The sequence below is a fragment of the Lysinibacillus sp. RC46 genome, from assembly GCF_041262385.1.
Classification (GTDB): domain Bacteria; phylum Bacillota; class Bacilli; order Bacillales_A; family Planococcaceae; genus Lysinibacillus.
The window spans coordinates 1-4,782 of record NZ_JBGCCF010000069.1 but is presented as its reverse complement, the minus strand read 5'-3'; the positions used below and the strand labels follow the sequence as shown (position 1 = coordinate 4,782).

At 31.9% G+C, this 4,782-nt stretch carries 3 protein-coding genes and 2 rRNA genes; all 5 read right to left on the bottom strand.

The window, feature by feature from the left end; genetic code table 11:
• Positions 1-83: ribosomal RNA gene (locus tag ABH966_RS26885) — 16S ribosomal RNA — on the bottom strand; the annotation flags it as partial.
• A gap of 308 nt (positions 84-391) precedes the next feature.
• On the bottom strand, positions 392-1,285 hold the full coding sequence (locus tag ABH966_RS26880; RefSeq protein ID WP_370083783.1) for a patatin-like phospholipase family protein: 894 nt from the start codon (positions 1,283-1,285) through the stop codon (positions 392-394).
• A gap of 192 nt (positions 1,286-1,477) precedes the next feature.
• Positions 1,478-3,160: a methyl-accepting chemotaxis protein gene (locus tag ABH966_RS26875; RefSeq protein WP_370083781.1), complete on the bottom strand. Its 1,683-nt coding sequence runs from the start codon at positions 3,158-3,160 to the stop codon at positions 1,478-1,480.
• A gap of 39 nt (positions 3,161-3,199) precedes the next feature.
• Positions 3,200-4,372 (bottom strand): ATP-grasp domain-containing protein, encoded by a 1,173-nt coding sequence (locus tag ABH966_RS26870; RefSeq protein WP_370083779.1) that lies wholly within the window; start codon positions 4,370-4,372, stop codon positions 3,200-3,202.
• 333 nt (positions 4,373-4,705) lie between these two features.
• Positions 4,706-4,782: ribosomal RNA gene (rrf, locus tag ABH966_RS27095) — 5S ribosomal RNA — on the bottom strand; the annotation flags it as partial.

The window sequence follows — 4,782 nt, the reverse complement described above, 5'->3', positions numbered from 1 at the left end:
AGCTCCTTCTCTGTTCGCTCGACTTGCATGTATTAGGCACGCCGCCAGCGTTCGTCCTGAGCCAGGATCAAACTCTCCATAAAAAGAAATTTGATAAGCTCAAATTGTTTTGCTGGCATCATGTTTGATGTCCAAAATTTCGTTTCGTTCACCAACTCAAGGCTAGTTACTAAAAACTTTATTGATTACGTTTTGCTTGTTCAGTTTTCAAGGTTCATTTATAATCATCATCTCTTTGTTAAGAGTTAACTTTTATATAATAACATGTTTCACACATACTGTCAAACAGTTATTTTTTATATTGTTCTAGTTGCATGTTTATCAGCAACTTTTATATAATATCATCTACTTCATAGAGCGTCAATAGTTTTATTCATTTTTTTCAAAAGTTTTATAACTTAAATCTTGGCCACGCTTTTAAAAATTGAATAGTACGGTTTCTTCCAATCTCTAAAAGTGTTTCTTTAGTCTCTTCATCTAAATCAAATTGAGTAGCGCTATAATCATCGACAGGAATGAAAATAATATCTCTTTCATGCCGTCTTGAGATATATCTTTCATCATGAGCATCTTTCATAGTAGAAAATAAAGCTTCAAATAAATTTAATCCATTTTTAATTTCATGTGGGTGTTGTTCTTCTCTACGTCTACTCAATTTAAGCCCTATAATCGGCCGCACCTTACGTCCTTCTCTATCATCAAATACCCATAACGGAAAATTACTCAATACACCGCCATCTACAATAACTGAATCTCCTTTTCCTGTTTTTAATGTAACTGGTTCAAAGAAAAATGGTATACCACAACTCATACGTAAAGCACTTGCAACAGAAAAATTTTTCGCATCAATATGATAATTTTGTAAATCATCCGGTAACACCATCATTTTGCCATTTGTTAAATCTGAGGCCACTAACTTTAATGAATCTCTAGGTAAATCTCCGAACGTATAAACACCTTTTGCAGCTAATTTTTGAAAAAACCATTTTTCTAATGCTTTTCCTTTATATAAACCTAAATGGTGATAAACATTAACCCACTTCATAAACGGGAATGGTAAGATAGTTTTCCTTTGATCTAATAATGAAGGTACATCCAACTCTTCTAACATAGTCTGGATTTCTTTTCCGCTATATCCCGCAGCAATAAAAGCAGCTAATATGGCCCCGGCACTCGTCCCAGCTACCCGTTTAAAGCGAAAATTTTCAGCTTCTAGTACTTGATACGCCCCAACTAGTGCAAACCCCTTCAAACCGCCACCAGAAAAAACACCATCAATCCACAAAATTCCCTCTCCTTTTTCAAGTAATCGTTACATTATATAAAGAGTTATATACAAATAGAACGAACTCAATGAGTATTTTGTCGAATTTACAAACGACTTTGATACTGACATACGGATCTAAAAATAGTAAAAGGATTAGCTCTGTTCAAGATAGAGCTAATCCTTTTAACTTAGTTAATGTTATTGCTTAGATTACTTAATTTTAAAATGTGCAATTTGACCTTTTAAGTTTTCAACCATCTCGTTTACTTGATTAGCAGTTCCTAGCATTTCTTCCATAAAAGCAGATTGCTCTTGCATAGTTGAAGCAATATTTTGGGTACCTGCTGATGTTTGCTCCAATGATTGCACAGTTGTCTCAGTAGTCCCTAATACTTGTTCAGAGCTTGCTGATATTTGTTCTACTGTTGAAGCAATTGATTGCGTTCGCATACTAATGTTTGAAATTAGAGATGAAATTTTTCGGAAAGTATCTCCAGCCAATCTTATTGCGACAGTCTCTTGATCAATTTCATTTACTACTCTCGTAATAGCGTCAACAGATTCATTAGAATTGTTTTGCATTTCAGAGATTAATTTAGTAATGTCATTAGCAGATTGGGCAGATTGTTCTGCTAAATGTCTTATTTCATCCGCAACAACAGCAAACCCTTTTCCATATTCACCTGCACGAGCAGCCTCAATAGCTGCATTTAGTGCAAGTAAATTAATTTGATCTGAAATACTTGTAATTACATTTGTAATTTGTCCTACTTCTTTAGAACGTTGATGCATTTGTTCTGTCATTTGCATAGAGGCTTTTGAAAGCTCGTTAATCGAATCAATTCCTTGTACGGATTGTTGAATAACATTATTACCTTGATTGGATTCTTCAGATGTCTTAATAGATTCATCAGAGACATTCGTGGTAGATTCCGTAATTTCTACTATACCCTCTGATATTTCTCTAATCGCAATTTGATTTTGAATAGCCCCAGTTGTTACCATTTCGCTACTTACTGAAACTTCCTGAATCGCCGCTGATACCTGATTAGTCATTTCTGTCACTTGCTCTATACTTTGAGTCAATTCTTTAGACCCATTTGCTACATAGTCTGCTGTTGAGGATACATGCCCTATAACATCTTTTAGCTGTACTTGCATACTATTAAAACTTGATGCAAGCTGACCAATTTCGTCATTACTTGAATTTTTTATTTCCTGCGTTAAATCACCAGCTGCAATTACTTTAGTGTAATCTACAAGTTGATTTAACGGTTTAGAAATTCTTTTAGCAGTGAAATATGCTAATATACCACTTACCACAATAAATATAAGTGCTAATAATACACATACTTTTATTAATAAATTTTCTAAATCAACTATAAAATCTGCATCTTCATCTAATCCTAAGACAGAATCTGTTCCTTGAACTTGTAAAAATGTAGACTTATGGGCACCGTAATCATCTATATAAATATCACTTGTAACCATTTTAGTTGTGCCTAGCGCTGCTTTTTGTTCATCTGTAAACGCTAGTGGTGATAAATACTTATCGTCATTGCCTAAAAATAAAATGACTTCTTTATTATCTACTTTACTCATAATATACACATTTTCTAAATCATACTTTTCTTGAAATGCATTTCCTCTAGACAATAACTCTTGATATGCACTTTTGTTTGTTTTAGCACTATTGATTAATTCTTTATCAAATAGCTCATCAAAATCCTCCATTTTCATCGTTAAGCTCTCTTCAAACTGAGGAATAATATACCCATCAATTAAACGTTCAGCTACAATAAAAATGGCAAAGCTAAAAATTGTGCTTATAACAACAATAGGCATTAATACGTTTAATAATATTTTCTTTCTAATTGTCATACCTTTAAACATCATTAACGCTCCTAACTGTAATAAAAAAATTAATCATTATTAAACAAATACCAATTCATTTAACGTAATATATTGATTCAGATCTAAGTTCAATAACCTTGTATTCTCATTTAAATCCGGTGATTTATGAAAGATTACAGCAAAGGTAGAGCTTTCATTCACTTTCATTGGCCGATATTCTAAAATTTCACCAAAATTTAGTTTAAACGCTTCATGATTAATAGATACAACTTGCTTACAATCAATAGAGGCATCTATTTCAGCACAACAAAAACTATAAATTGAATCATCCATTTGATTAACTATATTTTCCCAATCAGGCTTTTGTTGTTTAAAAAAGTACTCACATGCGTTTACACCATATGCATGAACGCCAAGTTCATTTGTACCGATACCAGCAAATCTAAGTGGATTTACTTCAATTGGAACAATCTGTCCCTCATTATCGATGCGAATTTCAATATGTATAGGGGCAAGTTTTAAAGCGAAGAACGATGAAATAGTTCCTAAAAATTCTTGAATTTTGTTGAGGGACTCATTTATTACTTGCTTACTCGTATAGTAAATTCTATCGCTCATGTCTTTCTCATGCCTAAACATTCTTTTAAAAAGATTTAAGATAACAGGTTCCCCGTCTTCTGTAAAATATACGTCAACAGCGTATTCATCACCTTCAATTAATTTCTCAATTATAAATGATTGGTTATTAATAACTTCGATTGGATAGTCTGAACTTGTAACTTCCATTTCAAATTTAAGTTGTTTAATAGTTTCTTTATATTCTTCTACCTTATCAATACGATGTACACCTATACTTGAATATCCTATAACAGGCTTAACAATAATAGGGAAAGGTAGAGCACTAGGATCTAATTCTTCTAATTCTTTTAGAGAAACTTCTGTGAAAAAGAAATCTTTATAATGTCTACTTAATGTTTTCCTGAAAGTAACTTTATTTTTCAAAATATCTGTAACAGTTGTTAAATAGTGATTAGGTGCATATTTTGATAAAATATTAAGTCCATTTTCAGAGTTAAAGAGAATTGGACAATTCCTCTTCTCTAATTCAATCAACAAATCGTCTACCTTTTTTAAATCTATAGTAGATTCGTTTGGTATAAAAACTTCATTTAATTTGATAACTGGAATTTTATTCTTACTAATTGTGTGCGCTAATAAATCAGAAACATAAGGTCTATCTAGTATTATCAACTTTTACACTCCTATCCATATATTTTTTACATATCCATATCCTAAAAGAATCTATAAAAGTATGTAAAAATGACTATTACCTATTCTAATATATAATACCTATAAAATCCATAATTTTGACTTTTTATACCATGGGTAATATTACATTGAAGTTAATAAAAGCACACTTAAATATCTAAACATCAATGAGTATATTTAACTATTTGAAAATTAATTTTTGCTAAAGTAAATAACTAAAAAAAATCAAGAAGCTAATTTAAGCTTCTTGGTTTATTACTATTTGTATAATTTTGTATAAAAAAAACAGCCAGCATACAGCTGACTGTTTACATTGCCTAGCGACGTCCTACTCTCACAGGGGGAAGCCCCCAACTACCATCGGCGCTAAAGAGCTTAACTTCCGTGTTCGG

Coding starts and splice junctions, on each gene's coding strand:
- ABH966_RS26875 (WP_370083781.1), bottom strand. CDS start 3,160: ATGTTTAAAGGTATGACAATTAGAAAGAAAATATTATTAAACGTATTA.